The sequence below is a fragment of the Actinoallomurus sp. CA-142502 genome, assembly GCF_050936355.1.
In the GTDB taxonomy this organism is placed as follows: Bacteria; Actinomycetota; Actinomycetes; order Streptosporangiales; family Streptosporangiaceae; genus Actinoallomurus; species Actinoallomurus iriomotensis.
The window spans coordinates 492,677-516,020 of the sequence record NZ_JBNJMY010000001.1 but is presented as its reverse complement, the minus strand read 5'-3'; the positions used below and the strand labels follow the sequence as shown (position 1 = coordinate 516,020).

General features: G+C 71.3%; 25 protein-coding genes. 8 read left to right on the top strand and 17 right to left on the bottom strand.

From position 1 onward, the window contains the following. Positions 1 to 149: 149 nt before the first annotated feature. The 5 genes from ACQEV1_RS02900 to ACQEV1_RS02880 form a co-directional block, all read right to left on the bottom strand. Positions 150 to 545 (bottom strand): Rv3654c family TadE-like protein, encoded by a 396-nt coding sequence (locus tag ACQEV1_RS02900; RefSeq protein WP_349498048.1) that lies wholly within the window; start codon positions 543 to 545, stop codon positions 150 to 152. 457 nt (positions 546 to 1,002) lie between these two features. Further along, a complete protein-coding gene (locus tag ACQEV1_RS02895; RefSeq protein ID WP_433405832.1) occupies positions 1,003 to 1,416 on the bottom strand; it encodes a TadE family type IV pilus minor pilin in 414 nt (137 codons plus the stop codon). A 569-nt stretch (positions 1,417 to 1,985) separates the two neighbouring features. Further along, on the bottom strand, positions 1,986 to 2,177 hold the full coding sequence (locus tag ACQEV1_RS02890; RefSeq protein WP_285584512.1) for a DUF4244 domain-containing protein: 192 nt from the start codon (positions 2,175 to 2,177) through the stop codon (positions 1,986 to 1,988). Between the two features lie 657 nt (positions 2,178 to 2,834). Then, on the bottom strand, positions 2,835 to 3,575 hold the full coding sequence (locus ACQEV1_RS02885; RefSeq protein ID WP_433390806.1) for a type II secretion system F family protein: 741 nt from the start codon (positions 3,573 to 3,575) through the stop codon (positions 2,835 to 2,837). 716 nt (positions 3,576 to 4,291) lie between these two features. After that, on the bottom strand, positions 4,292 to 5,023 hold the full coding sequence (locus ACQEV1_RS02880) for a type II secretion system F family protein (RefSeq protein WP_433390803.1): 732 nt from the start codon (positions 5,021 to 5,023) through the stop codon (positions 4,292 to 4,294). A 111-nt stretch (positions 5,024 to 5,134) separates the two neighbouring features. Between ACQEV1_RS02880 and ACQEV1_RS02875 the strand changes: the two genes are divergently transcribed. After that, positions 5,135 to 5,482, top strand: coding sequence for a hypothetical protein (locus ACQEV1_RS02875; RefSeq protein ID WP_433390800.1), 348 nt, complete (start codon positions 5,135 to 5,137; stop codon positions 5,480 to 5,482). Here the strand turns inward: ACQEV1_RS02875 and ACQEV1_RS02870 are convergent. From ACQEV1_RS02870 to ACQEV1_RS02860, 3 genes are all read right to left on the bottom strand, one after another. Then, positions 5,463 to 6,617, bottom strand: a complete 1,155-nt coding sequence (locus ACQEV1_RS02870) for a TadA family conjugal transfer-associated ATPase (protein WP_433390797.1) — start codon at positions 6,615 to 6,617, stop codon at positions 5,463 to 5,465. The two genes, ACQEV1_RS02875 and ACQEV1_RS02870, sit on opposite strands and share 20 nt — an antisense overlap. A gap of 96 nt (positions 6,618 to 6,713) precedes the next feature. Continuing rightward, positions 6,714 to 7,790 (bottom strand): septum site-determining protein Ssd, encoded by a 1,077-nt coding sequence (gene ssd / locus ACQEV1_RS02865; protein ID WP_433390794.1) that lies wholly within the window; start codon positions 7,788 to 7,790, stop codon positions 6,714 to 6,716. 1,289 nt (positions 7,791 to 9,079) lie between these two features. Further along, positions 9,080 to 9,874, bottom strand: a complete 795-nt coding sequence (locus tag ACQEV1_RS02860; protein ID WP_433390791.1) for an oxidoreductase — start codon at positions 9,872 to 9,874, stop codon at positions 9,080 to 9,082. A 142-nt stretch (positions 9,875 to 10,016) separates the two neighbouring features. Here ACQEV1_RS02860 and acs point away from each other — a divergent pair, with 142 nt between their 5' ends. The 4 genes from acs to ACQEV1_RS02840 all read left to right on the top strand — a co-directional run bounded on the left by acs (position 10,017) and on the right by ACQEV1_RS02840 (position 14,024). Continuing rightward, positions 10,017 to 11,984 carry an acetate--CoA ligase gene (gene acs / locus ACQEV1_RS02855; protein ID WP_285634801.1) on the top strand — a complete coding sequence of 656 codons (1,968 nt, stop codon included), beginning with the start codon at positions 10,017 to 10,019 and terminating at the stop codon, positions 11,982 to 11,984. 217 nt (positions 11,985 to 12,201) lie between these two features. Continuing rightward, positions 12,202 to 12,633, top strand: coding sequence for a phage holin family protein (locus ACQEV1_RS02850; RefSeq protein ID WP_285584499.1), 432 nt, complete (start codon positions 12,202 to 12,204; stop codon positions 12,631 to 12,633). 3 nt (positions 12,634 to 12,636) lie between these two features. Further along, entirely contained in the window at positions 12,637 to 13,554 is a 918-nt protein-coding gene (locus ACQEV1_RS02845; RefSeq protein ID WP_433390786.1) for an alpha/beta fold hydrolase, read from the top strand. Then, positions 13,551 to 14,024, top strand: a complete 474-nt coding sequence (locus ACQEV1_RS02840) for a DUF309 domain-containing protein (protein ID WP_433390783.1) — start codon at positions 13,551 to 13,553, stop codon at positions 14,022 to 14,024. Before ACQEV1_RS02845 ends, ACQEV1_RS02840 begins: the two co-directional genes overlap by 4 nt. Positions 14,025 to 14,028: 4 nt before the next feature. Here the strand turns inward: ACQEV1_RS02840 and ACQEV1_RS02835 are convergent, their stop codons facing one another. The 3 genes from ACQEV1_RS02835 to nth form a co-directional block, all read right to left on the bottom strand. Next, positions 14,029 to 15,225, bottom strand: coding sequence for a MarP family serine protease (locus tag ACQEV1_RS02835; protein WP_432705668.1), 1,197 nt, complete (start codon positions 15,223 to 15,225; stop codon positions 14,029 to 14,031). Positions 15,226 to 15,306: 81 nt separating this feature from the next. Then, positions 15,307 to 15,972 (bottom strand): NUDIX hydrolase, encoded by a 666-nt coding sequence (locus tag ACQEV1_RS02830; RefSeq protein ID WP_349497929.1) that lies wholly within the window; start codon positions 15,970 to 15,972, stop codon positions 15,307 to 15,309. After that, positions 15,969 to 16,709 carry an endonuclease III gene (gene nth, locus ACQEV1_RS02825; protein WP_285634792.1) on the bottom strand — a complete coding sequence of 247 codons (741 nt, stop codon included), beginning with the start codon at positions 16,707 to 16,709 and terminating at the stop codon, positions 15,969 to 15,971. The genes ACQEV1_RS02830 and nth overlap by 4 nt, the downstream gene beginning before the upstream one ends. 160 nt (positions 16,710 to 16,869) lie before the next feature. Here nth and ACQEV1_RS02820 point away from each other — a divergent pair, with 160 nt between their 5' ends. Then, positions 16,870 to 17,556, top strand: a complete 687-nt coding sequence (locus tag ACQEV1_RS02820; protein ID WP_285584491.1) for a Crp/Fnr family transcriptional regulator — start codon at positions 16,870 to 16,872, stop codon at positions 17,554 to 17,556. A 38-nt stretch (positions 17,557 to 17,594) separates the two neighbouring features. Next, complete coding sequence (locus ACQEV1_RS02815) at positions 17,595 to 18,176, top strand: hypothetical protein (RefSeq protein WP_433390777.1); 582 nt, start codon at positions 17,595 to 17,597, stop codon at positions 18,174 to 18,176. 134 nt (positions 18,177 to 18,310) lie between these two features. On the opposite strand, the gene ACQEV1_RS02810 is transcribed toward ACQEV1_RS02815, so the two are convergent. Further along, a complete protein-coding gene (locus ACQEV1_RS02810) occupies positions 18,311 to 18,790 on the bottom strand; it encodes a MarR family winged helix-turn-helix transcriptional regulator (RefSeq protein WP_433390774.1) in 480 nt (159 codons plus the stop codon). Positions 18,791 to 18,904: 114 nt separating this feature from the next. Here ACQEV1_RS02810 and ACQEV1_RS02805 point away from each other — a divergent pair, with 114 nt between their 5' ends. Continuing rightward, positions 18,905 to 19,789 (top strand): alpha/beta fold hydrolase, encoded by an 885-nt coding sequence (locus tag ACQEV1_RS02805; protein WP_285634783.1) that lies wholly within the window; start codon positions 18,905 to 18,907, stop codon positions 19,787 to 19,789. Between the two features lie 90 nt (positions 19,790 to 19,879). Here ACQEV1_RS02805 and solA read toward each other — a convergent pair whose 3' ends face one another. From solA to ACQEV1_RS02780, 5 genes are read right to left on the bottom strand one after another with little or no spacing between them, the layout of a single operon-like run. After that, positions 19,880 to 21,028: an N-methyl-L-tryptophan oxidase gene (gene solA / locus ACQEV1_RS02800; protein ID WP_433390770.1), complete on the bottom strand. Its 1,149-nt coding sequence runs from the start codon at positions 21,026 to 21,028 to the stop codon at positions 19,880 to 19,882. A gap of 7 nt (positions 21,029 to 21,035) precedes the next feature. Beyond that, positions 21,036 to 21,797 (bottom strand): MBL fold metallo-hydrolase, encoded by a 762-nt coding sequence (locus tag ACQEV1_RS02795; protein WP_433390767.1) that lies wholly within the window; start codon positions 21,795 to 21,797, stop codon positions 21,036 to 21,038. Beyond that, positions 21,797 to 22,633 carry an NUDIX hydrolase gene (locus ACQEV1_RS02790; RefSeq protein ID WP_433390764.1) on the bottom strand — a complete coding sequence of 279 codons (837 nt, stop codon included), beginning with the start codon at positions 22,631 to 22,633 and terminating at the stop codon, positions 21,797 to 21,799. Before ACQEV1_RS02790 ends, ACQEV1_RS02795 begins: the two co-directional genes overlap by 1 nt. 54 nt (positions 22,634 to 22,687) lie before the next feature. Further along, the gene (locus tag ACQEV1_RS02785) at positions 22,688 to 23,146 is read right to left on the bottom strand and encodes a RidA family protein (RefSeq protein ID WP_433390761.1); all 459 of its coding nucleotides are present in this window, start codon (positions 23,144 to 23,146) and stop codon (positions 22,688 to 22,690) included. A gap of 34 nt (positions 23,147 to 23,180) precedes the next feature. Next, positions 23,181 to 23,336, bottom strand: a complete 156-nt coding sequence (locus tag ACQEV1_RS02780) for a hypothetical protein (RefSeq protein WP_285584477.1) — start codon at positions 23,334 to 23,336, stop codon at positions 23,181 to 23,183. Positions 23,337 to 23,344 lie beyond the last annotated feature (8 nt).

Sequence of the window (23,344 nt, the reverse complement as noted above, 5' to 3'; positions counted from 1 at the left end):
CGGACTCTGTCTCTAATAGAGTCACGGTTTCCCACAAAATGCAACGATCGCAATCGATCTCAGTAACGAACCCCCCGCGATTTCCCCCACTCGCGCCGCGAACGCTCCGAACCGCGCGAACGCGAACGCTCGCCGACCCTCGGCAGCAGTCAACCGCCGGAGTGCCGCCTGGTCGCAGCCGCCGGGAGCCTCTCCGGTCCGGCACGAGCGCGCGCGGTAGCGGTCAGACGTCGAAGCGCCGGGACTTTTGCCACCCCGGAACTGACGATCACCTCCGAAATCCGCCCGTGCAGCACGCATCTACGCAGCCGGCCGCCGGAACCCCGGGCTATACGAGCGGCCAGGCCACAAGCGGCCCGTGGCCCGTCCGCGGAGTGCGAGGCGGCGGCGAGCGCCGCGAGATCCGCAGCGGCGTAGGCACGATGCCGAGCAGCACGCACCCCGCCGACCGTCATCGCCATCATGGCCAGCGCCCACGTCAGACCGATCAGTGCGAGCATCCAGACGGTTCCCGAGCCCCGATCGCCCACTCGACGGTCGCGCATCGCCCTACACCTCCCTCTCGCTCCGACGAGAACCGCGGACACACCGAACCAACGGCATGCCGCCCACTTGCCGAAGACGCCAGTCGCCCATTGCCGCTCAGGCCGCCGCCCCCGGAGAAGGGGATCCGGCGGCTGAGAATGCTCAGAGCGATCTTGAAAGAACTGCGCCCCCGCCGGACCACGGCATACCGCCATCGCCGACGCGTGCCATGGACGGCGGCCGTGACCGGTCACACGCGGATGGCGCACAGCGTGGCGGGCGATACCGAACGCTCCTGCCATGGCCGGATCCGCCGTTCTGCAGTTCGCGGCCGACGGCACGAGCTGGACGGCGATCACCCACGGCGCGACCAACGCGAAGGCGTACTTCGGCACCCCTGCGAAGGCCACGGCCGACGCCCCGAGAGGCCGGTCACGCAATCGCGATGAGCGCCGCCCCTGCACGTACCCGTCTCGATCACTCGTCTGGCGGCACGTTGGCGTCCTCCTTCTTTGCTCCGGTCGGAATCGGTGGTGCACCGCCGTCCTCGGGCGGGCCGGTGGCGTTCGGTTGGGGTTCTGTGGCGGCGATGGCCTGGGCTTCGAGCTGCAAGGCGGGAAAGAGACCTCGCAGCGGCGAATCGGCCTGTGCCTGGACGACGACCTTCGTGGTGGTCTCGTCGCGGCTCAGGGCGACTCGGGCGTTCGGCGGCGCGGCCCGCAGCACCGCCGAACGCACCTCTGCCTGCGGCTCTCCTCGTGCCGCCGCCCTCGCCCCGGCGCGCGCCGCGTCGAGACAGGCGATCTGCGCGGCCGCCGCGCTCACACCCCACAACGCGACCGCCATGACGACCACCAGCGCGGGCAACGCGACGGCCGTCTCAGCCGTAATCGAGCCACGCTGGCCCCATAAGAGCGGGACGCCCCGACCACCCGTCGCCGTACCGCGTCGCGCCCTTTGGCCAAGGCGCCGAGAAAACGCACTCCGGATGCGTGCATACCCTGACCACCGACCCGCTGCGTAGCGGCCGGTGACCCACCCGCCGCCGCGCGGCCCGCCTACCGGCGGCCCGACCGCTGGCGTCCCCACAGCGCGCACACCCCCACTGCACAGCTGTGGGCAAGCCGTCGATTCCCGGCCCGCCTTGCCGCTGCCGCGCCTCCAGCGGCAGCGTGCGCACCTGGCGCATCGTCGATCAACCCTGGTAGGCGTGCGTGCACCGGACAGCCGTGGGCGGTCGTCGCCGGTGGGCGGACCTGCGCCACACGGCTGTGGGCCGTAATCTGCGGCCGGTGCGCCCGCGCCGCTCGGCTGTGCGTGGTGATCCCCGGCGGGCAGGTGTGCACCGGACCGTTGTGCACGGCGTTGTCCGGCCCTCGGTCGGCCTGACGGAGGCGTCGGGGCTGCCACACGTGCGTCGGGGTACTCAGCCGAGGTGGCGCGAGCGTGGCTGAATCGGCTCATCCGACCAGGTTGAGCGCTCGATGGATGATCACTAAGAGCATCTTTCGGACTTCCGAACTGGTTACGATCTTGAACAGCACACCGGCGAAAGCCGCGGCCGCGACTGTGCCCACTGCGTACTCCGCGGTGGACATGCCTCGATCGCCGTAGTGGCGGCATCGACGCCACAGTGCGGACAGCTTGTGCATGAGATCCCTCCTCACGTGGTGGGCGCGGGAGCGCCATGACTCAGCGTGACGGGGCTGTTCCTGCCAGACCAGATGAATGCGGTTCTGTGGATAACTCGGTGACCTCGGCCAGGTCGTAGGCCGGACAAGCGGAGCTCCAGAGGTGAGCTCGGAGCCGAACGCCGGCCTCGCTGTATGAGGTGACCATCCGCGAGTGCGCGACCCTCAGGGCTTAGCCGCAGGACACGGTTCTGCCGTCGAAGGTTCGTGCTGGACGGAATGAAGTTCGCCGCGCAGCCGTACGAGCCGGCGGCCGTATGTGTGGTCGGCGGACCCGACGGGCGGACGCAGCGTTCCAGCGCATCGGATTAGACGATGCACCTTCTCGGGAGGCGCAAGCTGCCGTCACCGTTCGTGGTCATTCCGCTCGGGTGAACACCGCTGAGCCGCCACAGCCTGACGCGCGCCGTCGCTGGAAGGACCCAAAGGGCAGTCTGGAAGCTCCAGGTCCTCGGTGACGGCGACCGCGCTCCTAGGAGATCTTGAACGTGGATCTTGGGGAGTCGCTCACCCCAGTCGTAAGCGGATCCGACAACAGGCCGTCCATCGCTGTGGTGCCGATGGGCGGGTACGGCTGGCGGATCCTCGGTGGGGATCCCCGGATCCCCGGCCAGACTCTCAGGGGAGTAGCACGTTGCTGGCCATGCCGGCGATGGCCGGGACGATCCCCAGGAGGATGAAGGCGGGGAGGAAGCAGAGGCCCAAGGGGGCGACCGCGCGAATGCCGGCGGTGCGGGCTCGGGCCGAGGCGGCGGTGCGGGCGGTACGTCGTTGGTCGCGGGCCAGGCGGGCCAGGGTCGTGGCGACCGGGGCGCCTCCGGTGGCGGCTCTTGCGGCGGCTCGGCCCAGAGGGGCCAGGGTGGGGTCGTTGGCGAGGTTCAGCCATTCCCGGGCCGGATCGGCGCCCAGGCGGACGCAGGCCGCCACTCCTGCCAGCGCCTCGCCGAGTGGGCCGCCTACCGCTTCCGCGACGGCCTCTACCGACGCGTGCCACGCACCGCCGCCGCGTAGGCATGCGGCGAGCAGGTCGATCGCCAGAGGGAGTTCGGAGATGATGCGGGCTCGGCGCTGCCTCACGGCTCGGGGTTCGAGGCGGGAGAGCACGCGTATGCAACCCACGGTGATCAGAACGCCGGCCGTCCAGCCCGCGACTCCACCGATCAGCCAGCCGGAGACGAAACCGGCCAGGCCTCCGACCGCCCAGCGCATGCGCGCGTCTCGTTTGCCGTGTTGAGCGGCGACCGCGGTCGGGGTGAGAGAAATCCTGGCCAGTCGCCTGGTGGCCTCGTTGCCGGGTACGGCCAGGAAGCCTGCGGCGCCGCAGCAGAGTACGGCCAGCAGCGTCGTCGCCATTGTCATCGCTCGGCTTTGCGGGACAAGCCCGCCTGCGATGGGCGCCGGCCCCCTCCGTCGGCCCTCGGCGCGTCCCAGCGGCGAACGCCAGCGCGGCGGAACAAGTCCGGCCACGGACAGACTCTGCCGACAGGCGACCGTGCGATCAGATGCCGAGTACGGCGGAACGGATTCGGGAGCGGCCGATGTACGCGACGGGAGGAATGGTGGGCGGCGGCGCGTCGTCGGGATGGGGTTTCGGCCTGTACGGGCCAGGGGCCGACACCCCAGGACGATGACGGCGAACGCTTCGCCCGCGCAGGCAGAGCGGCGATGGCCGTGCCGCTGTGCTCCGTCGTGCTGCCGTGCCTCTTCATGGTGTCGCCGCTCGGTGGGGCGGCCCGGCGACCAAAGGGGATGGCTGACCTGTCCTGGCTTGTCGTCATGTGAGTGCTCTCGGTGCGTGGTCCCGTGGTCGGAGGAGATGGCCGACGTGGCCCGGCTTGTCCTCACGAGGGTGCCTTCGGTGCGTGGTCCCGTGGTCGGAGGAGATGGCCGACGTGGCCTGGCTTGTCCTCACGAGGGTGCCTTCGGTGCGCGGTCCCGTGGTCGGAGGAGATGGCCGACGCGTCCTGGCTTGTCCTCACGAGGGTGCCTTCGGTGCGCGGTCCCGTGGTCGGAGGAGATGGCCGACGCGTCCTGGCTTGTCGTCATGTGAGTGCTCTCGGTGCGTGGTTCGGCGGTCATTGGAGGTGTTCCGCTGACGTGGCCAGGTGGGAGGTCCACCACAGGCCCAGGGCGTCGAGTGCGGCGCCCAAGCAAAGGCAGAGGGCGCCCGGCAGTGAGCCGAACAGGAACGTCCATGGCTTCGCGCCCAGGGCGGCGGCCATCGCCAGGCCGAGCGCGGGTAGGACGGCCAGGAGCCGGGCCGTCGCTCGCGGACCGGCCAGTTGCAGGGCGATGTCCTCGCGGTGGGACTGCTCGTCGCGGAGAGAGTCGGCCAGCCCGTCGATGACGGCGGCGAGCATTCCGCCTCGGTCGACGCCGATGCGCCAGCAGCCGGCGAGAAGGCGTAACGCCTCGTTGCCCTGCGTTTGCGAGGCTCGGATCAGTGCCTCGGCCACGTCGTCGCCGTTCCGGGCGGCGTCGGTCACGGCGCTGAGGCCCGGCACGTCCTGGAGGGCTTCGGCGGCGGAGGTCAGGGCGGTGGCCGCCGGGCGGCCGGCGGCGAGTTCCGTCGCGATGGCGTCGCAGAGTTCGATGACGGCGCTGCGCCGACCGGCCAGCCGTTTTCGGCGGCCGGTCAGGGAGCCGGCCGTACCTCGCAGCCGGGCGATCACGGCGCTCGGCACCGGTCCCGTGGCGCCTGCCGGTCTCGGCCCGAGGACCGCGGTCAGGCGGAACGCCGCCCGGGACGGCAACGACACCACCCACACCGCGACGAACACGCACACCGCCATCGCCAAGACGATCACCGCGCCCACCCCGCGAGAACAGACGCGCCAAGACGGACATGCAGGTCGCCACCAAGGCGGTCATCGCGGGCGTCCGACGAGGCGGGTTCGCGACGTGGGCATGCCCGGGCCGTGGACGATGCCGCCGTCCGAGCCGAACAGGACGGCGCGGACGGCTCCACCACGCCCGCCGACACCGACCCGAACATCAACCTCAGGCGGAACACCGCACGGCACGACAGCGACTGCGCCCATGCCGCAACGGACATACAGACCTCCGCCAAGACCATCACCGCAGGCATCCGACGAGGCGGGTCTTGTAGAGCTGAGCAGAGCGACGGGGACGGTTCCGCCACGCCCGCCGACACCGACCCGAACCTCAACCTCAGGCGGAACACCGCACGGCACGACGGCGACAGTGTCCGCGCCAGGACGGGCGTGCAAGCCGGCGCCCAGGCGGTCATCGGGGGCGCCCGGTGAGGCGGGTTTGCAGACTGGGCATGCCGGGGCCGTGGGTGGTGCCGCCGTCCGAGCTGAACAGGACTGCGGGGACGGCCTGCACCAGACCGGTTTCGGTGCGTTCGAAGACGCAGATCTCCGCGACGCGGCGGCGGCCGCCTGGGGGCTCGCGGACCAGGTGGATCACGGCGTCGAGGGCGGCGGACAGTTGGCTGTGCACGGCGTCGCGGGTGAGGCCGGCCGCGCAGGCCAGAGCCTCCAGGCGGGCGGGGACGTCGGCCGGGGTGTTCGCGTGGACGGTGGCGCAGCCGCCCTCGTGGCCCGTGTTCAGGGCGGCCAGCAGGTCGACCACCTCGCGTCCGCGTACCTCTCCGACCACCAGGCGGTCGGGGCGCATGCGCAGTGCCTGGCGTACGAGGTCGTGGAGGGTGACGCCACCGGCGCCTTCGACGTTGGGCGGACGAGCCTCAAGCGTGACCACGTGCGGGTGGGCGGGGCGGAGCTCGGCGGAGTCCTCGACCAAGATGAGGCGCTCGCCCGGATCGGCCAGGGAGAGCAGGGACGACAAGAACGTCGTCTTGCCCGAGCCCGTGCCTCCGGTGACCAAAAACGCGACACGGGCTGCCACCAGGCCGCCGAGCAGGGCGGCTCCGGCCGCGGGGACCGCGCCGGCGGCCACGAGCTCGTCGAGGGTGAAGGCGCGGCGTCTCGGCAGCCGCAGGGACAGCGTCGTGCCGGCGGACGCGATCGGGGGCAGGACCGCGTGCAGCCGTATGCCGCCGGGCAGGCGGGCGTCGGCGTACGGGGCGGTGTCGTCCAGGCGGCGTCCGGCCAGGGCGGCCAGGCGCTGGGCCAGACGTCGTACGGCGGGCTCGTCGGCGAAGCGCACCTGGGTCAGGCGGAGACCGTCACCCGCGTCCACCCATACCTCGCCGGGGCCGTTGACCAGGACGTCGGTGACGCCGGGGTCGCGCAGGAGGGGTTCGAGCGGACCGGCGCCGACCAGGTCGGCGCGTACCTCGTCGGCCAGGGAAAGGACCTCGGTGTCGCCCAGCATGCGGCCTTCGGCGCGTAACGCGGCGGCCACCTGGGCGGCGGTCGGCTGTACGCCGGCACCGATGAGGCGGGCACGTACGGCGTCGGTGAGGTCATTCATCTGCTACCTCCGAGGGCAGGGAAGAGCAACCGACGTCCGGTGGAGCCGGCGTATGGCGTTCGGCGTCGGTCGGGGCTGCACGAGCGGTGATCTACATCAGGAGGCCTGGTCGTGGATGCGGGGGCGGCGGGCTGGGGCGAGACCGCCGAGGAAACGGGCGCAGAACGCGTTGAGCGGACCGCCGGTGCCCGGGGGCTCGCCGCGTTCGATGGCGGCGGCCAGGCGCCGGTCGGCGGACATGACGCCGGCCAGTGGCAGTCGCAGCGACTCCGCGATGACGCCGGGCTTGAGGCCGCCCGGCGCGGGGCCGCGCACGACGAGGCGGAGGTCTCGGGTGTAGGGACGGGCCTGGTCGGCGACGCGGTCAGCGGCCACGGCGGCCCGTACCTCGGCGGGAACGACGATCAGCGTCATGTCGGCGGTGGCCAGGGCCTCGGCGCTGGCGTCGGTGAGCTGGCGGGGCAGGTCCGTGACGACCAGGTCGAAACCCCGGGCGCCGGCGTCGAGGACTGATCGCATGGTGTCCGGAGCTACCGGTTCGACGGCTCCGCGGTGCCACGACAGGATGGCGAGACCCCCGCGGGCCGGTAACGAATCGTGCAGGGCGGTGCTGCTCAGGCGGCCTCGGCGCTCGGAGTAGTCGGACCATCGGGCGCCCGGAGCGCCTTCCGCGCCCATGACCAGGTCGATGCCGCCGCCGAGCGGGTCGCCGTCGACGAGCAGCGTGCGGAGCCCGCGTTTCGCCCCGCAACTCGCCAGGGCCGCCGCGAGCACGCTGGCGCCGGCACCGCCGCGGCCGCCCAGGACGGCGATCGTGGTCGCCCCGGAGACGGATGGCTCGGTGGCGGCGGCCATGCGTTCGACCAGCCAGGTCTCCGCGTCGGGGAGAGCGGCGACGTCTTGCGCGCCGATGTCGACGGCGAGACGGTAGACGATCTCGCCGTCCGGGTCGGCGGTCGCCACGACGACGCCCGGTCGGCGCGGCAGGGCGCAGTCGGCCAGCTCGGCGGCCAGGTCGGAGCCGGCGACGATGAGCGCGGCGTCGCGCCATGCCGATCGGGCGGCCAGGGCGTCGGAGGCGACGCGGGCCTCGACGTCGGCGGCGGCAGCGAGCCGGAGCAGGTCGTCGACCAGCTCGCTGTCGGCGGAGACGATCAGAACGGCAGCTGACATGGCATCCCCCTCGGTTCTGCGAGGTCAACGATGCGTCCGCGAGGTGAGCCCGCGAAAGACCCGTCCACAGGCTGTGGATAACTTTGGCAGCACAGCCGTACGCAACGCGGTCTGGGGGATCCGGAACGGCGTGGCACTGCGGAGAGCACTGCCGGTCCCAGGGATCAGCCCGCCGGGCCATGGGCGAGTACGACCCGAAAGCGACCGCGCGCTGGCCAAAGCGGCGAAGCCGTCAACGCCGAGGCCAGGGGCCGAGCTCGGTCGGGAGCCCCGCATCTTCCGGCATCGGGCTGACAGCGCCGTGCGCAGCCGACCGTGCTCAACCATCGCGGGCCGGCGGCCTCTCAGCACCGTCGTCGGGCGGCGACTCGCGTGACCACAGGTGGACATCTCGGTGCCGTCTGGAACGGCGACCAGGGACCGTACAGGGCCCGCTCCAGGGAAGGTTCCCCGCTCCGCCCCGATACGGACGTCCGAAACGAGCACCGCCATCAACGGAGCCCCGGCCTACCTGGCACCCACCCGGAATGGCCGGCGGAGAAAACCGCAGAACACCGGACGGCCTGCGGAAACGAGGCGACCCCCGCCGGGGGGGAGAGCGGGGGTCGCCGTACGGTCCGGCTCTGGGGGGGTAGAGCCGGTCCCGTTTTTCCGAGGGAAGTCTCTTCGTCAACCTAAATCGGAAGACAGGCCATCGTCAGCAACAACGTATACCTAGCTTCCTCAGTGTATGCAGATTCGACATATGCTGCCCCATCACAGGCCGTTGCGTCGAGAGGCGTTCTATTTCAAGAAGCATCCAGGACACTACTCCCATGACATATTCGGACATACACCACCTGTGTCACAGCCTGAACACCGACCGCGAGTTCCGCAGCGTAGCGGACGAGTTCGCGCCGGTTCTGAACGCCGCTTGACCGAACCGGCTGGAACATAGATCACTCTAGGTAACCGCTTGACCTGAGGGCGGGAACGACACGCCCCTTCCACGCCCACGACCGCCAACACGGTGAACATCCGGCGAAGAGCACAGGCCGGACCGACCGCGCAGGGCTTGTCAACTGCGAGAATTCGGCGTAGACAGGTGTCACGGACGCATAGTCCGAGCACGGCAGCCGGGCACCCACGCGCGACCAGCCGCGGTAGGCGTGTCGAGACGGGCTTGACCCGGTCCGACTGATGAAGGTGCACGCTTGGTAACCCGGTCTGACGTGACGGCGAGCGACGTTCCCACGGGAACGCCGCTCGCTTTGGTTGCACTCTCAATTTCGTAAATTCGGGCATTAAGCTCATCTACGTGTGAATGCCTCGCAAACCGCCAAGGCGTCCCGGGCGCCAAGTGCGGTGGCCTCGGCGCAGTGACTCACCCATTGCCCGACTCCCGACGGAGTGCCCGAGACATAGGCGCGGATCGCCTCGACATAAGCGGAGCCGAGTTCCACATGCCCCACTTCCGGCGCGGCCAGCGACTTCGGGTCCAGACCGCGGTCGATCAGCGTGAGCCGGGCCGCCGCGCGCGCCACCAGACCGTCCGCCGAGCCGAACGGCCGCAGCGCCAGCAGTTCTCCCTGGGCGACCGCGGCGACCACCAGCGCCGGCGCCTCGGTCGGCGTCGTCAGCAGGTCGCTCAGGGACGACAGCCGCTCCGCGACCTGCGACGGGGACGGAGGCGCCCCCAGCGACAGCGGATCGGCCGCCTCAAGCGACGCACGGGGACGCCCCAGCGAGCCGGAATCCGAGCCGGAATCTGAGCCGGAGACCGCCAGCACATGCAACCGCGCCAGCGCCTGACGCGGCGCCACCCGCCACGTCGGCGCCAGCGACCCCAGGGACGCCGACACCCGCAGCGCCCCCTGGATCAGCGGATCCTCCACCAGCCCCGCCCGTACGTCCTCGAGCGAGGCCGGCGCCCCCTCCAGCTCCGCGGACGCACGGGCGCCGCGCAGGGCCGACTCCGCCGAGACCTCCGCGCTCCGCCGCCGCAGGATCCGATGACCGAGCAACCGGTCCACCGCCTCCCGCGCCGCGGCGACGGATTCAGGAACCCCGGGCAACCCCGCGACATGGGCAAATGGGTCGTTCATTCGGACGACCCTAATCGGCGGGCACCGGGTACCCTTCGCGGGGCCCGGTGACAGGGATCGATGCCCCTTGTCACCACCGGCTTCGAACTGCTGGAGTGGCTAGACAGACCACCGACTCACCCATTGGCCGAAGGAGCGCACCGTGGCGCAGGAACCCCCAACCGAAACCCTGTCCAACCTTCTTCAAGAGAGCCGGCGGTTCGCTCCCCCCGCGGAGCTGGCCGCGGCGGCCAACGTCACCGAGGCCGCCTACGGCGAGGCGGCGGCGGACCGTCTGGCGTTCTGGGAGAAGCAGGCGGAGCGGCTGCACTGGCACACCAAATGGGACAACGTGCTCGACTGGTCGAACCCCCCGTTCGCCAAGTGGTTCACCGGCGGGCAGCTCAACGTCGCGTACAACTGCGTCGACCGCCACGTCGAGGCGGGCAACGGTGACAAGGTCGCCTACCACTGGGAGGGCGAGCCGGGCGACACGCGGACGATCACGTACGCCGACCTCAAGCGCGAGGTCAGCAAGGCCGCCAACGCGCTCATCGAGCTGGGCGTGAACAAGGGCGACCGGGTCGCGATCTACATGCCGATGATCCCGGAGACCGTGATCGCGATGCTGGCCTGCGCCCGGCTCGGCGCGCCGCACACCGTGGTCTTCGGCGGCTTCTCCTCCGACGCGCTGCGCAACCGCATCGAGGACTGCGACGCCCACGTCGTCATCACCGCCGACGGCGGATACCGCCGTGGTGCCCCGAGCGCCCTCAAGCCCGCCGTCGACGAGGCGATCGCGGGCCTCGACCACGTGCGCAACGTGCTCGTCGTACGCCGCACCGGCCAGGACGTGGCCTGGACCGACGGCCGCGACGTGTGGTGGCACGAGTTCGTCGACCGCCAGAGCGAGGAGCACGAGGCCCAGCCGCACGACGCCGAGCACCCGCTCTACGTCATGTACACCTCCGGCACCACCGCCAAGCCGAAGGGCATCCTGCATACCTCGGGCGGCTACCTCACGCAGGTCTCCTGGACCCACCACGCGGTGTTCGACCTCAAGCCCGACACCGACGTGTTCTGGACCGCGGCCGACATCGGCTGGGTGACCGGGCACTCGTACATCGTGTACGGGCCGCTCTCCAACGGCGCGACCAGCGTGATGTACGAGGGCACGCCCGACACGCCGCACAAGGGCCGCTGGTGGGAGCTCGTCGACAAGTACAAGGTCACCATCCTGTACTGCGCGCCCACCGCGATCCGCACGTTCATGAAGTGGGGCGCGGAGATCCCGGCCCAGCACGACCTGTCCTCGCTGCGGCTCCTCGGCTCGGTCGGTGAGCCGATCAACCCGGAGGCGTACGTCTGGTACCGCACCAACATCGGCGGCGACCGTACCCCTGTCGTCGACACGTGGTGGCAGACCGAGACCGGCGCGCTGATGATCTCGCCGCTGCCGGGCGTCACGCACGGCAAGCCCGGCGCCGCGATGCGTCCGCTGCCCGGCATCGAGGCCGACGTGGTCGACGACCAGGGCAAGCCGGTGCCGGACGGCGGCGGCGGGTTCCTCGTGGTCAAGGAGCCGTGGCCGTCGATGCTCCGGACGATCTGGGGCGACGACGAACGGTACGTCAAGACGTATTGGTCCCGGTTCGACGGGCTGTACTTCGCCGGCGACGGCGCGAAGAAGGACGAGGACGGCGACCTGTGGCTGCTCGGCCGCGTGGACGACGTCATGCTCGTCTCCGGCCACAACATCTCCACGACCGAGGTCGAGTCGGCCCTGGTCTCCAACCCGAAGGTCGCCGAGGCCGCGGTCGTCGGCTCCACCGACCCGGTCACCGGCCAGGCGATCGTCGCGTTCGTGATCCTGCGCGGCGACACGGTGGACGACGGTGACGCCCTGGTCGCCGAGTTGCGCGACCACGTGGGCAAGCACCTCGGCCCGATCGCGAAGCCGCGGCAGATCATGATCGTCCCCGAGCTGCCCAAGACGCGCTCGGGCAAGATCATGCGCCGCCTGCTCCGTGACGTCGCCGAACACCGCTCGCTCGGCGACGTGACCACGCTGACGGACAGCACGGTCATGGACCTGATCAAGGAGAAGCTGCCGGCCCAGAAGGAGGAGTAGACACGCCGACGGGCCTCAGCCAGTACGCGACACGGGAGGGCGCGGCCGGTAGGCCGCGCCCTCCCGCGCGTGTACGGCGCCCCGAAGGGGAATCCGAAAAGGGATGGTCACGACGCGTGACGCCGGACAGGACTAACCTCTGACTAGGCGGTCTTGATCAAGCCGACCGCCGTCGCCCGCGCCCGGGGACACGTCGTCCCGTACGGAGAGGAGAACCATGACGGAGGTACGGTCCGACGGGCAGCTCGAGGACAAGTCTCTCGGTGAGCTGGTCGCCATCGCCACCGGAAGTGTTTCCCGCCTGGTCAAGTCCGAGATCGAGCTGGCCAAGCTCGAGCTCAAGGACGACGCCAAGAAGGCCGCCCTCGGCAGCACGCTGTTCGCCGTCGCGGGGCTCATCGGCGGCATCGTGGTGATCCTGCTGTCGATCGCCGCCGCGTACGGCCTGATGACGGCCGGCATCTGGAACTGGGCGGCCTTCCTCATCGTCGCCGGCGCGTACGTCGTGCTCGCCGCGATCCTCATCGGGATCGGGCTGTGGCGGATGAAGAAGATGACCGGCGTCAGCCGGACGCGCCGCACCATGAAGGACGACATCGCCATGCTCCGCCGTGGCGGCGACGAATCCAAGCCCGCCCTCACCGAGTAAGTCATGTCCGACGAATCCGCCGCCCTGATCGAAGGCCCCTGGCGGCATCGATCGGTGAGCGCGGGCGGCACCCGCTTCCACGTCGCCGAGCTCGGCGACGGGCCGCTGGTCCTGCTCGCGCACGGGTTCCCGGAGTTCTGGTGGACCTGGCGCCGGCAGCTGGAGACGCTGGCCGCGGCGGGATACCGCGCGGCAGCCGTCGACCTGCGCGGGTACGGCGGGAGCGACAAGCCGCCGCGCGGATACGACCTGGTCACGCTGGCGGGTGACGTCGCCGGGCTGGTGCGCTCGCTCGGCGAGGCGAACGCCACGGTGGTCGGCCACGACTGGGGCGGCCTGCTCGCCTGGACGATGGGCGTCTACTACCCCAAGGTCGTGCAGCGCCTCGTCGCGGTCTCCACCGCCCATCCACTGCGCCTGGGCCACTCGCTGCTGACCGACGTGCGCCACCAGGGCTGGGCGGCACGCCACGTGTTCGGCTTCCAGCTGCCGATCGCACCCGAGAAACGCCTGGTCAAAGACGATGCCGCCCTCGTGGGCGAGCTGCTGCGCGACTGGTCCGGGCCGGGCTGGCCGGACGCCCGCACCGAGCAGGTCTACCGCACCGCCTTCCAGATCCCGGCCGTCGCCCACTGCGCGCTGGAGTACCACCGCTGGACGATCCGCTCACTGCTGCGCCCGGACGGCATCCGCTACTCCCGCCGGATGCGCGCCCCGATCCGCGTACCGGTCCTGCACCTGCACGGCGCGCTCGACCGTACGGTGCTGCCGCGCAGCGCGCAGGGCTCGGGCCGCTACGTCGAGGCGCCGTACCGCTGGAAACTGATCGAGGGCGCCGGGCACTTCCCGCACGAAGAACGCCCCGAGAGCTTCGACGAGGAGCTCCTCGGCTGGCTGTCCGACCCGGAGCCCGACCGTTGAACGACCGCGACCGCGACGACGCGGGCCGTGCCCGCAGCTCCCGCCCCCGAGACGCGTACGGCCGCCCGCTCCCCCGCGGCGCGCGGGGCGAGGACCGGGTGCCGGACGACTACACCGCGCCGCCGGAGGAGGCTCTGGCCGAGGCGCAGCGGCTGCTCGACGCCGACCGCCCGTTCCACGCCCACGAGGTGCTGGAGGCCGCCTGGAAGGCCGCCCCGGACCCGGAACGCGAGTTGTGGAAGGGCCTGGCCCAGCTGGCGGTGGGCTTCACGCACGTACGGCGCGGCAACGCCCAGGGCGCCCAGGCCCTGCTCCGCCGCGCCGCCGACCGCATCGCGGCCTACGACCCGGCCCCGTACGGCATCGCCGCCGTGTCGCTCGCGGCCCACGCCCGGCGGATGGCCGATCGCATCGAGAAGGACGGCCTGGCGGCCGTGACCGACGCCGACCTGGCACCGAACCTCAGCTGAAGAATCAGTCGGAGCAGGACTGGGTGGAGACCTCGTTGACCGCGTTGACGCCGGCCTGGGCGTCCGGGGCCACCTCGGCGGCGGTCAGGACATAGCCGGTGTCCTTGTTGTCCAGCGCGGCGGCGAAGACCACGCCGTACACCTTGCCGTTCGGGGCCAGGAGCGGTCCACCGGAGTTGCCCTGCTCGACCAGGGCCCGGATCGCGTAGATCTCGCGGGTGACCTGACCGGAGTGGTAGATGTCCGGGCCGCGCGCCTTCTGCTTCGCCCGGATGCGCGCCGGGCGGGTGGTGAAGGGGTGGTTCTTCGGGAAGCCGGCCACCACCGCGTCGTCGCGCGTGTGCGCCGTGCCGTCGAACTTCAGCGTCGGCAGGGACAGGCCCGGCACGTCGAGGATGGCCACGTCGCGCTTGTAGTCGTACAGCACGACCCGGCCGCTGAACGTGCCGCTGCCCATGGTGAACACGTGTGGGTTCGAGTCGACGCCGGCGACCACGTGGGCGTTGGTCATCACGCGGCCCGGGGCGTACACGAAGCCGGTGCCCTCGATCTTGCGCTGGCAGCTGCGCGCGGTGCCGATGATCTTGACGATGCTCTTGCGGGCCTGGCGCAGCTCGGGGGTGTTGAGGATCTTGGTGTCCGGGGGCGGCACGTCGACCACCGACTCGCCGCCGAGCCCGCCGAAGACCTGCGGGAAGCCGGTCTTGGAGACGAACCCGCGGAAGGAGGAGAACCAGGTCTCGGCCTGGTCGGGCATGAAGGTGTTCACGCCGTGCAGGACGGTGGAGTCCTTGACCTGCGTGCGCAACCACACGAACGGCGAGGTGACCAGCGCGCTGCCGATCAGCCAGGCGACGACCAGGAGCGCGACACCGCTGACGCACGCACCGCCGACCGCGTCGACGCTGCGGGCGGACTCCCAGGTCACGCGGCTGCGCAGGGCCGAGCCCACCGAGGAGGCCAGCAGCTGACCCAGCGTCGCGGTGAGAAACGGGATCACGATGGCCAGCAGCGCCTGCTGGGCCGGACCGTCGACGACCGCCTTGACGATCGGCGGCGCGATGAGCATGCCGACGATGACGCCGCCGACGAAGCCCACGAAACTCAGCGAACCGACGATGAACCCCTGCCGGTAACCCGAGATCGCGAACAGGACGACGAGCGCCAGAAGAATCAGATCGAGAAGGTGATCGCCCAGCACTGGTTCACCGTATAGGGGAAAGGCGGTCGCGCACGTCCCCTCGGCGGACCAGATCCGCTCCGGCGCGGTACATACGCGGGACTACTCGCGCTTGGCGAGATCGATGACCTCGGGCGGGAGCTCTTCGACGCGACTTTTGTCCCATGGACGCTCCCAGCCTCCGACCTGGAGAACACGGTGGAGGATCCCGGCGGTGAACCCCCAGACGAGCATTCCGCGCGCGCGGAAGGCGGGCGCCAGGTGTCCCGCCGGGCCCCGGATCCGCAGCCGGTTGGCCGGATCGGCGAGTTCGGAGATCGGCACCCGGGCGACCGAGGCGACCTCGCCGGGGTCGCCGGCTGCGATCGCGGACGGCTCACGCCACCAGGCGACCACGGGGGTCACGCGGTAGCCGCTGTGGGAGACGTACAGCTCCGGCATGGTCGCCAGCACGGCGACGCCGTCGGGGTCCAGGCCGGTCTCCTCGGCCGCCTCGCGCAGCGCGGCGCCGACCGGCCCGTCGTCGCCGGGGTCGATGCCGCCGCCGGGGAAGGCCGGCTGCCCGGCGTGCTTGCGCAGCGTGTCGGCACGCTGCAGGAGCAGCAGGTCGGGCCCCTCCGGACCCTCACCGAACAGGATGAGGACCGCGGCGGCGCGCGCGCCGTTGGCGGGCGGCCTCAGCTGCTCGGGCACCTCCGTGGCGGGCGCCACGGCCACGAAGTCGCGCAGCCACTCCGGGCAGTCCGGGACGTCGAAGACGCGGGTCACGAGAACGGACCCGGCCGGACCAGCTTGCTCGCCGTCTTCTCATCCGTCGGTCCCTCGCCGAACGAGGGGCACAGCGGGGCGAGCGGGCAGGCGCCGCAGGCAGGGCGCCGCGCGTGACAGATCCGGCGACCGTGCCAGATCAGCCGGTGCGACAGGATCGTCCAGTCCTTGCGCGGGATCAGCTCACCGACCTCGTACTCGATCTTGACCGGGTCGGTCTCGGCCGTCCAGCGGAACCGCCGGACCAGCCGGGAGAAGTGCGTGTCGACGGTGATGCCGGGCACGTCGAAGGCGTTGCCGAGCACGACGTTGGCGGTCTTGCGCCCCACCCCGGGCAGCTTGACCATCTCGTCGAGCGTCCGGGGCACCTCTCCGCCGAAGTCGTCCCGGATCGCCGCGGAAAGCCCCATGACGGACTTGGTCTTGGCGCGGAAGAACCCGGTGGGCTTGAGGATCCCCTCGACGTCTTCGGGGTCGGCGGCCGCCAGGTCCTCGGGTGTGGGGTACTTGGCGAACAGTGCCGGGGTGGTGAGGTTGACCCGCTTGTCGGTGGTCTGCGCCGACAGCACCGTGGCGACCAGAAGCTGGAAGGGGTTTTCGAAGTTCAGCTCGCAGTGCGCGTCGGGGTAGGTCTCGGCGAGCACCCGGTTGATCTTCCGCGCCCGCCGCACGAGCCCCAGACGCGTCTCCGACTGCCACTTGCGGGCTCGCGCTCGTGGGGTCACATCCGTCGCCATGCCTGTCAGGGTAAAGCGTCCGGGCGGGGCCGCGACCACGAACCGGAAACCGGTCATCCCTGGTCGCCGCGGACGGAACGTGAGAGTAAAAGGGGGGCCGCGTCACGTTCACACTGCGACGTGCGTCACACTTATGGTCGTAGGTTACCGAGGAGGAAACGTGAACGACCGCGACGTCGAGGTGCTCGGCCGGGCGCCGCTATTCGAGGCGCTCGACGAAGAGGGAGCCAGGGCGCTGCGAGCCACGGTCACAGAGGTGCACCTGTCACGTGGTCAAACGCTGTTCTCCGAAGACCAGGAGGGCGACCGCCTCTACGTGGTCCTCGAAGGCAAGATCAAGCTTACCCGTACGGCCCCCGACGGCCGGGAGAACCTCCTCAGCGTGTTGGGACCGAGCGAGATGTTCGGCGAGCTGTCGCTGTTCGACCCGCGGCCCCGTACGGCGAGCGCGATCGCGGTGACCGAGGGACGGCTGGCCGCGCTGAGCCACAGCGACCTGTGGCCGTTCCTCAAGGGTCACCCCGAGATCGGCATCCACCTGCTGCGCGCGCTGGCCCAGCGGCTGCGCCGCACCAACGAGATCATGGCCGACCTGGTCTTCACGGACGTGCCGGGCCGGGTCGCCAAGGCCCTGCTCGACCTGGCCGAGCGCTTCGGCCAGCCCACCGAGACCGGCCTGCACGTCCACCACGACCTGACGCAGGAGGAGCTGGCCCAGCTCGTCGGCGCCTCCCGCGAGACCGTCAACAAGGCGCTGGCCGACTTCGCCCAGCGCGGCTGGCTCCGCATCGAGGCCCGCGCCGTCCAGGTCCTCGACATCGAACGCCTCCGCAAACGCTCCCGCTGACCGGGTCACCGCCCTCAGCTCCAGAGACGGAGATCCAGGTGCCGGAGTTCGTCGTCGAGGCCGACCCGGACGCGGTGGCGAGGACGCGAGCCGCCCTCCTGCGTTCCAGGCGCGGTTCCGCGTGGAGCTCCGTGGTCGGAGGCTGCCTCATCCTGGGCATCGCGATCGGCGCCACGGCGATCGCGGGATTCGGCCTGGTCTCCTTGCCGATGGCCGGGGTGGGAGTCGCGGGCCTGATCCTGGTGGCCGATGCCCGGAGGCAGTTCACCGCGGTTCGGCGCATGCGGGCGACCTGGACGGCCATCGGCGTCCCGCCGGAGGTACTCCTTCTGTCCCCGGCCGGGCTTCGCTGCCGCGTCGATATCGCGCCGGAGCCCTGCTTTCTCCCCTGGTCCAAGGTCGCGAAGGTCGGTCTGCGCGGCGGGCGGTCGCTCACCGTCGAGCTCGCGCCGGGCGTCACCGCGGCCACGCCGGGCGTGAGCGGACTCGACCAGCCCGAGGTACGACGCGCACTGCGCCGTCGTGAACTCCGCTTTCCCCTCAGCTCACTCCGCCGGCCGCCGGAGGAGATCGACCGAGCGCTCACCACGTTCACCGCCGGCCGACTGCGCCTCGGCTAGCCTCCCTTCCGCGGCCTTTCGCGGCCGTACGCGGACGGACTGGACATCCGTCCGGTGGACGGCACCCGAACAACTCTCCGACTACGCCACGGTGCTCGCCGCCGACCAAGGTCGGGGCATGGCCGGTCCTGGGGTTAGGAGCGGCCGTCGGAACCCTCGGCCATCCACCCGAGAGTGTCGAAGCGCATGGGCGCGGCCCCGACCAGCTCGGTGAGCCGCTCTTCGAGCTCCTTGAGCTGGTCGGTGCCGATCCGCTGCTCCCACTGGCGCCGCAGCCCCTCGAAGACCTCCTCGCCCTCGCGCAGCAGGTCGGAGCCGCGCGGCGTTATCCGCAGCCGCTTGCGGCGCCCGTCGGCCGGGTCCGGTTCGCGGGCGACGTAGCCGCGCTCCTCGAGCACGTTGATGATCTTCGCGGCCGCCTGCTTCGAAATGGAAAGGCGGCGGCCGAGTTCGGCCGCGTTGTCCGCTCCCGAGAGCATCGCGTGCATCGCGAAGTCATGCAGGGGGCGGTGGCCCGGGTAGCCCCGCCGGGCGAGTTCGGCCGTCGCGGCGTCCGCGAGAGAGCGGAACCCGGCCAGCAGAAGGAGCGCCAGGTCGGCACCGGTGCGAGGCATCGGTCCAGGCTAACGCACCCCAACAATATCGACAACCAAGGGGACTACCTGGACATCGACAACCAGGGGGACTATTTTGGTCGACAACCAAGTAGTCGAAATTCGGAGAGCACGATGACCACCACCCCCGGCGCGACCCTGCCCGGCGTCACCCACCACACGGCCGATCTCAACGGCACGCGCCTGCACTACGTCTCGGCCGGCGACAGCGGCTCGCCCATCCTGCTGGTCCACGGGTTCCCGGAGACCTGGTGGGCGTTTCACAAGCTGATCCCCCTGCTGACGGCGAGCCACCGGGTGATCGCGGTGGACCTGCGCGGCTTCGGCGACTCGGCCATCGGGCCGGGCGACTGCGACAGCCGGACCGCGGCCGAAGACCTGCACCAGCTCATCCGGCACCTCGGCCTCGGCCCCGTGCACCTGACCGGCCAGGACATCAGCGGCGCGACTGTCTTCCGGCTGGCCGTCACCCATCCGGAAGATGTGCTCAGCCTGACCGCCATCGAGATGGGACTGGCGGGCTTCGGACTGGAGGCACTCGCCGACGTCACCCACGGCGGCGCCTGGCACATCGGCGTCCTCGCCGCTCCCGGCATCCCCGAGATGCTGCTGGCCGGGCGCGAGCACGAGTTCCTGAGCCGGTACGCGTTCCCGTCGATGACCGCGGTGCCGGGATCGATCACCGCGGCCGACATCGGCGAGTTCACCCGCGCCTACTCCCGGGCGGACGGGTTCCGCGGCGCGGCCGGCCTCTACGGCTCGATGCTGCGCGAGGGCGCCGAACTGAAGAAACTCGCCGAGGCGGGCGGGTTCCGGGCCCCGGTGCTGGCCATCGGGGCCGGCGGCGGGCAGTTCACGTTCGCCACCATGTCCCGGGCAGCGTCCGGCGAGATCCGGTCGGTGCTCTTGGACGGAGTCGGCCATTACGCCGCTCAGGAGGCTCCGCAGCGCGTCGCGGACGCACTGCTCGAATTCACCGCGGACATCGACGCGGCCTAGCGCTGCCACCACGCGCAGGTCGCCGGAGTCTGCGACATCTGCACCATGGCCACCGCCGACGCGGCTACGGCGGCGCCATCACCTCTACCGTCACCGGCTGAAGCGCCCGGGGTCGAGGAAGTCCACGGCGCAGTACGGGTCCTCGCCGGTGACCAGCTGGGCGAGGAGCTCGCCGACGCCGGCCGCGTGTTTGAAGCCGTGCCCGCTGTCCCCGCCCGCGACCACGATCCGGGGCCGCTCGGGCAGGCGTCCGACGAGGAACTGCCCGTCGGCCGAGTCCGTGACCATGCACGGGATGACCTTCGCCGGCCGCGGGTCGAGTCCCGGGAAAGCCGCCGCGACGGCGGAGGACAGCTCGTCGAGGTCCGTGCCCGGGTGGATGTACCGGTCGAGCTCTTCCGGGTCGACGGCGTCGTGCGGCTCGTCGCGGTCCAGGCCGACCTTGACGCCGAAGTCCTCGTCGGAGCCGTGCCCCCACAGCCCGTCGCCGTTCTCCCGTCGCCAGATGAACGCGGGGAAGCGCGCAAGGGTGAAGTCGGACGACGCCGGGTCGCGCGGCGCGAACCAGTACAGCGGGGTACGGCGCGGCCGGAGCGGCAGGCCGGGCACGAGCGCGCCCAGCCACGCGCCGGCCGCCACGACCACCTGCGACGCGTGGAAGGCCACCGTCGGCGTCCGTACGGTGACGCCGTCGTCGTCGGCCTCGATCTCGGTGACCATGGTGTGCGGGTAGACGTCGGCGCCCAGCCGTCGCGCGGCGGCGACGTGGGCCCGTACGTTCCGCTCGGGATAGCAGACGCCCGCTCCCGGGTCCCACACGGCGACGTCGCCGGGCGCGAGGCCCGCGTACTGCGGCTGCCGCGCGACCAGCTCGTCGTGACTCAGGGACGTGACGGGGACTCCGGCGGCCGCGGCGGCCTCCAGCGCGCCGCGTACCGGCCCGCTGTCCGGCGCACCGACGCTGAGGCAACCGGTCTGGCGTACGAGCGTCTCTCCGGTCTCCTCGCCCAGCGAGGTCCAGAGCGCGAGCGTCTTCAGCGCGATCGGCGGCAGGCCGGGATGCTCCTGGCACGCGACGCGGAACAGCCGGGTCCGTCCGTGCGAGGAGCCCAGGTGGTGGCCGATGGCCTGGCGTTCGACGCCGGCCACCTCGACGCCCCGCTGCGCCAGCCGCCACAGCGCCGCCGAACCGAATCCGCCCAGCCCGACCACCACGACGTCCTTGTTCAGGATCTCCATCGGGCCGTCAGACCCCGCGTTCGGCGAGGTAGTCCAGCTGTGCCTGGACCGACGCCTCGGCGACCGGCCACAGCGAGCGGTCCACGTCCACGTACACCCGCTCCACCACCTCCCGGGCCGTACGGGCGCCGGCGGCGAGGGCGTCCTCGACCTGCTGGAGGCGTTCACGGCGGTGGGCGATGTAGTAGTCCAGCGCGCCCACCGGGTCGTCGAGCTTCGCCCCGTGGCCCGGCAGGATCACCCGCGTGCCCTCGGCCATCGCGCGCAGGCGATCGAGGGAGGCCAGGTAGTCGCCCAGGCGATGCACCACCGTCGTGCCCCGGCCCAGGACGGTGTCGCCGGTCAGCACCGCCTGGTCGGCGGGCAGCCAGAACGTCAGCGAGTCCGGCGTGTGCCCCGGCGTCTGCATGACCCGCAGCTCCAGGCCGTCCAGCTCCACCACGTCGCCCTCGGCCAGGCCCTCATCGCCGAGCCTCAGCGCGGGGTCCAGCGCGCGTACGGGCACCCCGCCCACGAGCGAGGCGAACGTGCGGGCGCCCTCCGCGTGGTCCGGATGGCCGTGGGTGAGCAGGACGAGCGCCACCGGTCCCGCCACCTCGGCGACGCGGCGCAGGTGCCGCTCGTCCTCCGGGCCCGGGTCGATGACGAGGGACCGCGCGCCGCCCGGCTCACGCAGCACCCAGGTGTTGGTGCCGTCGAGCGTCATCTCCGAGGGGTTCGGCGCCAGAACACAGAGCGCCCGCTCCGTACCCATACCGTCGATGCTCATCACAGCGTCACCCCCTCGGGCATCACCAGATAAACGCCGCCGTCGATGACGCGGGCGGAGGGGACGAGCGGCTGGATCGTACGGCGGGCCGCCAGGACGGCCGCCACGGAGTCGTACTGGGCCAGTTCGGTCAGCGTCACCAGGGTCGGCGGGAGCATCGGCATGTCACCCCGCCGGGCGGCGTCCGCCGCGTCGGCCGGGCGGATCCACACGACCCGGTCGGACTCGGTGCTGACGTCGCGGGTGCGCTGGCCCTCCGGGAGCGCGGCGACGAAGAACCTCGTGTCGTAGCGGCGCTTTTCGATCTCCGGAGTGATCCAGTGCGCCCACGGGCGCAGCAGGTCGCCGCGGAGCACGAGGCCGCGCCGGGCGAGCAGCTCGGCCAGTGACAACGACCGGTCCAGCAGCGCCTCCCGGTCGGCCTCCCACTCGTCGGCGCTGGTGTCGGGCACGATGGCGTCCTCTGCCGGGCCGGCCAGCAGCACGCCGGACTCCTCGAACGTCTCGCGTACGGCGGCGCAGACGAGCTCGCGGGCGAGCGTCTCCGTGGCGCCGAAGGCACCGCCCCACTCGGCCGGGGACGGCCCGGCCCAGCCGATCGTGACGTCGCCGTCGCGCCGGTCGACCGAGCCTCCGGGGAAGACGTGGGCGCCCGGCGCGAACTTCATCGACGACACCCGTCGCAGCAGGTAGACGAGGAGCCCGGCCGGAGAGTCGCGGAGGAGGATCACGGTGGAGGCGTCGCGTGGGACGGCCGCCTCCACCCTGCCCTCGCTGATGTCTCGTGCGCGTTCGGCCAGCCCGTCGGGCAGCCGGAAGCCGGATGCGTCCGCCAAGGCGCCTCCTCGCTCTGGACGGTCCCCTGCCGACAGGGGCGTACCGACCGAAAGCTATTCGACTTCGGCGATCAGCTCTACCTCGACCGGGGCGTTCCGCGGCAGCACCGCGACGCCGACCGCGCTGCGGGCGTGCCGGCCCGCGTCGCCGAACACCTCGCCGAGCAGGTCGCTCGCCCCGTTGATCACCTGCGGCTGGCCGTAGAAGTCCGGCGCGCTGGCCACGAACCCGACGACCTTGACGATGCGGCGTACGCGCGACAGCTCGCCCACCTCGGCACGTACGGCGGCGATGGCGTTGAGGGCACAGATCTTGGCCAGCTCGGCGGCGCGTTCGGGGTCCACCTCGGCGCCCACCTTGCCGGTGGCGATCAGCTCGCCCTTGACGATCGGAAGCTGCCCCGAGGTGAAGACGTGCACGCCCGAACGCGCCGTCGGCACGTACGAGGCCAACGGCGCCACGACGTCGGGAAGCTCCAGGCCGAGCCCGGCGATGCGTTCCTCGGGCCTCATGGTCGCGCTCCCCTTCTCACTCGCTCCGGCGTACTCACGCCTTCTCCCGCTTCAGGTACGCGACGAGGTTCTCCGGGTTGGGGCCGGGGATCACGGTGACGAGCTCCCAGCCGTCGTCGCCCCAGTTGTCGAGAATCTGCTTGGTGGCGTGCACCAGCAGCGGCACGGTGGCGTATTCGTAGCGTGTCATGAGCGGCA

Bases quoted from the DNA above. Each gene is read 5' to 3' on its own strand.
- ACQEV1_RS02810 (WP_433390774.1), bottom strand. From the start codon at position 18,790: ATGCCTCGCACCGGTGCCGACCTGGCGCTCCTTCTGCTGGCCGGGTTC.
- ACQEV1_RS02845 (WP_433390786.1), top strand. From the start codon at position 12,637: ATGTCCGACGAATCCGCCGCCCTGATCGAAGGCCCCTGGCGGCATCGA.
- nth (WP_285634792.1), bottom strand. From the start codon at position 16,709: ATGGCGACGGATGTGACCCCACGAGCGCGAGCCCGCAAGTGGCAGTCG.
- ACQEV1_RS02850 (WP_285584499.1), top strand. From the start codon at position 12,202: ATGACGGAGGTACGGTCCGACGGGCAGCTCGAGGACAAGTCTCTCGGT.
- ACQEV1_RS02900 (WP_349498048.1), bottom strand. From the start codon at position 545: ATGCGCGACCGTCGAGTGGGCGATCGGGGCTCGGGAACCGTCTGGATG.
- ACQEV1_RS02870 (WP_433390797.1), bottom strand. From the start codon at position 6,617: ATGAATGACCTCACCGACGCCGTACGTGCCCGCCTCATCGGTGCCGGC.
- ACQEV1_RS02805 (WP_285634783.1), top strand. From the start codon at position 18,905: ATGACCACCACCCCCGGCGCGACCCTGCCCGGCGTCACCCACCACACG.
- ssd (WP_433390794.1), bottom strand. From the start codon at position 7,790: ATGTCAGCTGCCGTTCTGATCGTCTCCGCCGACAGCGAGCTGGTCGAC.
- ACQEV1_RS02890 (WP_285584512.1), bottom strand. From the start codon at position 2,177: ATGCACAAGCTGTCCGCACTGTGGCGTCGATGCCGCCACTACGGCGAT.
- ACQEV1_RS02885 (WP_433390806.1), bottom strand. From the start codon at position 3,575: ATGACAATGGCGACGACGCTGCTGGCCGTACTCTGCTGCGGCGCCGCA.
- ACQEV1_RS02785 (WP_433390761.1), bottom strand. From the start codon at position 23,146: ATGAGGCCCGAGGAACGCATCGCCGGGCTCGGCCTGGAGCTTCCCGAC.
- ACQEV1_RS02860 (WP_433390791.1), bottom strand. From the start codon at position 9,874: ATGAACGACCCATTTGCCCATGTCGCGGGGTTGCCCGGGGTTCCTGAA.
- ACQEV1_RS02780 (WP_285584477.1), bottom strand. From the start codon at position 23,336: ATGACACGCTACGAATACGCCACCGTGCCGCTGCTGGTGCACGCCACC.
- ACQEV1_RS02795 (WP_433390767.1), bottom strand. From the start codon at position 21,797: ATGAGCATCGACGGTATGGGTACGGAGCGGGCGCTCTGTGTTCTGGCG.
- solA (WP_433390770.1), bottom strand. From the start codon at position 21,028: ATGGAGATCCTGAACAAGGACGTCGTGGTGGTCGGGCTGGGCGGATTC.